Below are 5593 nucleotides of genomic sequence, written 5' to 3' on the forward strand. Positions count from 1 at the left end.
ACAGTCAACTGTACTGGATCTGCATCTATACAGAAAGGTCCAGCTGGTGTTATTGTTACTACTGGCAATGGATTTATGATTACTTGTGCCGTTGCAGTCTTAGGACATAAAACATTGTTTAAAACATTGTTTACAGTATAAGCATATGTTATAGTATATGTACCTGGATCACTATTACTAACATTGATTTCTCCAGTAGTAGGAATAATAATCAATCCAGAAGGTGAAGAAGAATATGTTCCCCCTGTAATATTTGTATTTGATTTAGTCACTGGAACAGAACCTTCATCATTACAAAATATTCCAGTCTCTCCAAACTCTACATCACCATACTTAATTAGGGTTTCACCAAAACTAATTGAAACCTGTTGCGGTCCAACAAAATCATTTAATGCAGCTGTTTCTGCTGCAGAAGATTTGGTTTTTACCAACAAAGATTTAAAGCTTACACCACCATCACAAGGATCAGAATTAGCGGCATTTTCCATAATTCCGGTAAGATTTACAGCACCTTCAACAAATTGCAATGGGTTATATGTAAGACCTCCAAATGCAGTATATCCTGAAGGTATTGTTACTGGAGCACCATTTGAAACGGAAACTGCATCATTTGCATGGGCTGATGGTAATGGTACATAATCAAATCCTCCTGGGACAGCTTGCCACCAATAAACATATACATTAGCAAAAGATCCACCATTAATATATTGCACAGTAAGCAACACATCGCCAACCGTTCTTCCTCCATCTTGACCTGCTGTTGAAAAACCAAAATTAGAATCGGCTGTAACCGTTTCCTGAAAAAATTCAAAATCAATATAACTAGTACCGTTTGTTGTTAGTCTATCACCAAAAAATATTATCCATTCATTTCCAACATTATCTTTAGCAATATGGTAAGCCATATTATTTACATCGCCTTTTCCATTTGCTTTCCCAGTTTTCCAGCTCCAAGTACTAGGATCATCATTAAACTTTCCACTACTAAAAATATTATCATTCCCATCCCATGCGTCTTGTTCTAGATGTGTAGTATTTGGCTCTATAGGACCTAAATTATTGAATACACCATATGTTGATGAATTATATGGAGAATTATCGCCAGGTAACCAGTCTCCTCCAAAATCCCCCGGCAAAGTCCCTGCTTTGAGGTCACCATCTATCTCAAAACCCCCAGTAGGTACTGCAACAGGAATGGTTGTTTGTGCAAATGAAATCAAACTTGAAAATAACAAGCCAATAAACGTTAAAAACCGAATAAAAGTAATTTTTTTCATAATCTTTTTATTTAATTTAAACTAACCTTAGAAATCAAAACTGATTTTCAAAAATTAATTTAGTAATAACACTTTCCTTAAATGAATAATTAAATTATGGGGTCTCTCAAATCTTATAATGAAAAAAAAATCATTATAATTAAATTAGTGGGGTTAATCTTAAATAATTCTGTGGGGCAAAAAACTGTGAGTCGTGTGGGGGACATTTCTCTATTATATGTCAAAGATACTACAGATTTCAAATATTATTGCATTTGTAAAACCTTATTTTATTATAACTTAACAAATGGAAGTAAAAAATTAATAAATGGTGATAAATATCATATAATTAATCAGTAATTTTTTTAATATACGGTAGAATTTATACAAGTAACTCTATTTTAGTAATTTAGGCTGCGTTAGAAATGCAAATTTTAATAGTTTATTCATTTTAAAAGCATTAATAATTACAAATGTTTTTAATAATTCAGCAAATCAATAATTAAAATTATATTTTTGTAATCTAAATAATTAAATATTTATATGAATACATACGATGTAGCTGTAATTGGCTCGGGTCCTGGTGGATATGTTGCTGCAATTAGATGTGCACAATTAGGTTTAAAAACTGTAATTATTGAAAAATACAATACACTTGGTGGTACTTGTTTAAATGTCGGGTGCATCCCTTCAAAAGCGTTGCTAGATTCATCGCATCATTATTATGACGCTACTAAACATTTTAAAACTCACGGAATTGAAGTAAAAGGTTTAGAACTTAATTTTGAACAAATGATTGTCCGTAAAAACGAGGTTGTTTCACAAACATCTGGAGGTATCAATTACCTAATGGATAAAAATAAAATTGACACTTTACAAGGTATTGGTAGTTTTAAAGATGCTACTCATATAATAATTACGAAGGAAGATGGTTCTTCTGAAGAAATTGAAGCCACTAAAACCATTATTGCAACTGGTTCAAAGCCGTCTACTTTACCCTTTATTGAAATCGATAAAAAAAGAGTGATTACTTCAACCGAGGCTTTGAGTTTAAATGAAATACCTAAACATTTAATTGTTATTGGTGGTGGTGTTATTGGTTTAGAGTTGGGTTCTGTTTATAGTCGTTTAGGTTCGCAAGTTTCTGTAATTGAATATATGCCAACCATAACTCCAGGAATGGATGCAATGCTTTCAAAAGAATTGCAAAAATCGTTAAAAAAACAAGGAATTAAATTCTTTACAAGTCATAAAGTAACCTCAGTTGTTAATAATGGTGATGAAGTTGTAATTACTGCTGATAATAAAAAAGGGGTACCAACAGAGTTTAAAGGCGATTACACTCTAGTTTCTGTTGGAAGAAATCCATATACTAAAGGATTAGGATTAGAAAATATAGGTGTAAAAGTAACAGAACGCGGACAAATTGAAATTAATGAACAATTACAAACCAATGTTTCTAATATTTATGCAATTGGCGATGTAGTTAAAGGAGCAATGTTGGCTCATAAAGCAGAAGAAGAAGGAACGATGGTTGCTGAAATTATTGCAGGTCAAAAACCACATATCGATTATAATTTAATTCCAGGTGTTGTTTATACGTGGCCAGAAGTTGCTTGTGTTGGTAAAACCGAAGAACAATTAAAAGAAGCTGGTGTTAAATACAAAGCAGGATCATTTGCAATGCGTGCTTTGGGTAGAGCGAGAGCAAGTATGGATATCGACGGACAAATTAAAGTATTAGCTGATGCTGAAACTGATGAGATTTTAGGGGTTCATATGATAGGAGCTAGGGCTGCAGATATGATTGCTGAAGCCGTTATTGCAATGGAATTTAGAGCGTCAAGTGAAGATATTGCGCGTTCATCACACGCACATCCAACCTATACCGAAGCTTTTAAAGAAGCTTGTTTAGCTGTACATGACAGAGCAATTCATAGCTAATAATACAAAACTAACAGATTCCTGCCTTTGCAGGAATGATATATATAAAAAAAGTCATTTCTAATTGAAATGACTTTTTTACTTTTGCGGAAATGAATAGAACAAGTTATCAATTTCAACCAGTAAGTATATCTGAATTCAAAACACAATTACTGTTTTGGGCTCAGCAATATAAAACTGCAGTTTGGTTAGATAGTAACGATTATCAACAAAAACATTATAATTTTGATGCTGTTTTGGCTGTTGATGCAATTTCTGAAATTGAAACTGATTATAACAATGCTTTTAACAAACTAAAAAAATTTCAAACCAACATTAACGATTATATTTTTGGTTATTTGGGTTACGATTTAAAAAATGATGTAGAAAACTTACAATCTAATAATTTTGATGGATTGCATTTTCCTGATTTGTTCTTTTTTCAACCTAAAAAATTATTTTTCCTTAAAGGAACTACCGTTGAAATAAAATATTTAACTAAATTTTCTTCAGAAATTGAATCCGATTTAACGGAAATAATGAAAGAGAGAAGAGAAAAGAAGAAAGAAAAGAGAACTTTTGAAAACCCGATTAAAATAAAACTTCGAATTCATAAAGATGCATATTTTGAAAAAATTAATTCAGTTTTAAATCATATTCATAGAGGTGATATTTATGAAGCAAATTTTTGTCAGGAGTTTTATTGTGAAAATACCACTATAAATCCGGTCGAAGTGTACCAACATTTAAACAAAATTTCAAAACCACCTTTTGCTACTTTTTTAAAATTAGAAGATAAATTTTTACTTTCTGCTTCACCAGAACGTTACATAAAAAAAGATGGAGATACGGTAATTTCACAACCCATAAAAGGAACCGCAAAAAGAGCTGCATCTAGAAAGGAAGATTTAGCATTAATTTCTGAATTAGAAAAAAACCCGAAAGAACGTGCAGAAAATATAATGATTGTAGATTTGGTTAGAAACGATTTATCAAGATTGGCAATTAAAGGTTCTGTAAAAGTTGACGAGTTGTGTAAGGTCTATACTTTTGAACAAGTACATCAATTAATTTCTACAATTTCCTGTAAAGTTAATGCGAATGTTCATCCTGTTGATATTTTAAAAAACACCTTTCCAATGGGCAGTATGACAGGAGCTCCAAAAATTTCAGCTTTAAAAATTATTGAAGAATTAGAAGTAACCAAACGAGGATTGTACTCTGGTGCGGTTGGTTATATTGCACCAAATGGAGACTTTGATTTTAATGTAATAATCCGTAGTATTTTGTATAATGCTTCTAAAAAATATGTTTCCTATTCTGTTGGTGGTGCCATTACTGCTCAATCAATTCCAGAAAAAGAGTACGAAGAATGTTTACTTAAAGCTCAGGCTATGAAGCAAGTGTTGTTAAATACCAATTAATTATATTTACTCAATGAAAACAGTTTTACAAGAACATATCAATCGTAATTTAGCATTTTTGAATGGTAAAAAATTGTTGATTGCTATTTCTGGTGGCATAGACAGTGTAGTATTAACTCATATATTACATTCTTTAAATTTTTCAATTTTTTTGGGACATTGCAACTTTCAATTACGTGGAAAAGATAGTATTAAAGATGAAAATTTTGTAGCTGAATTAGGCAAACAATTAAAAGTTCCGTGTTCAACAATAAAATTTGATACTGAAAATTATGCTGCTGAAAAAGGAATTTCCACCCAAATGGCCGCTCGTGAGTTACGCTACAATTGGTTCCAAGAAATAATGCAAGAAAACGAGTTGGATTATATAATTACAGCACATCATAAAGATGATATTATTGAAACAGTTTTAATAAACTTAACTCGTGGAACTGGTTTAGATGGCTTAACTGGAATTCCTGAAATAAATGGGTCTATTGTGCGTCCGTTACTTCCTTTTTCAAGAAATGAAATTTTAGTATATGCTACTAAAAATAAAATTCAATGGAGAGAAGATCAAAGTAATTCTTCTATAAAATATGTACGAAATAAAATCCGCCATAAAGTGGTTCCGTTTTTAAAAGAACTGAATCCTAATTTGTTAGACACTCTAAATAATACTATCGAAAACCTAAAAGGAAGTCAGCAAATTGTAAATGATTCTATAGAAAAAATCAGGGAAGAAATAACTATTAAAAATAAAAAAGAAACCCATTTTAATATTGAGAAACTTAAAAAACTAAGCAATCCAAAAGTATATTTATATGAACTTTTAAAAGCATATAAATTTACAGAGTGGAATGATGTTGCAGATTTATTAGAAGCACAAAGCGGAAAACAAGTTTTTAGTGAAACACACAGATTGCTTAAAGATAGAGATGTTTTAATTTTATCAAAAATTTCAAATTCTAAAAAAACTGTTGCCTATCAAATTCCAGAAAATACATCAAA

Annotated in this window: 4 protein-coding genes; 3 read left to right on the forward strand and 1 reads right to left on the reverse strand. The window is 31.1% G+C overall.

Translation table 11 applies throughout. The annotated features are described in order from the left end of the window. The coding region (locus AB1Z17_RS02230; protein ID WP_368050161.1) for a hypothetical protein at positions 1–1277 on the reverse strand (1277 nt) is incomplete at its 3' end. A gap of 522 nt (positions 1278–1799) precedes the next feature. Here AB1Z17_RS02230 and lpdA point away from each other — a divergent pair. The 3 genes from lpdA to tilS all read left to right on the forward strand — a co-directional run. Next, positions 1800–3200 carry a dihydrolipoyl dehydrogenase gene (lpdA, locus tag AB1Z17_RS02235; protein WP_368050162.1) on the forward strand — a complete coding sequence of 467 codons (1401 nt, stop codon included), beginning with the start codon at positions 1800–1802 and terminating at the stop codon, positions 3198–3200. Positions 3201–3292: 92 nt separating this feature from the next. Further along, positions 3293–4603 (forward strand): aminodeoxychorismate synthase component I, encoded by a 1311-nt coding sequence (gene pabB / locus AB1Z17_RS02240; RefSeq protein WP_368050163.1) that lies wholly within the window; start codon positions 3293–3295, stop codon positions 4601–4603. A 13-nt stretch (positions 4604–4616) separates the two neighbouring features. Beyond that, positions 4617–5593 (forward strand): tRNA lysidine(34) synthetase TilS (tilS, locus tag AB1Z17_RS02245; RefSeq protein WP_368050164.1); only part of this gene is annotated, 977 nt, incomplete at its 3' end.

Source organism: Lutibacter sp. (genome assembly GCF_040883305.1).
Taxonomy (GTDB): Bacteria; Bacteroidota; Bacteroidia; order Flavobacteriales; family Flavobacteriaceae; genus Lutibacter.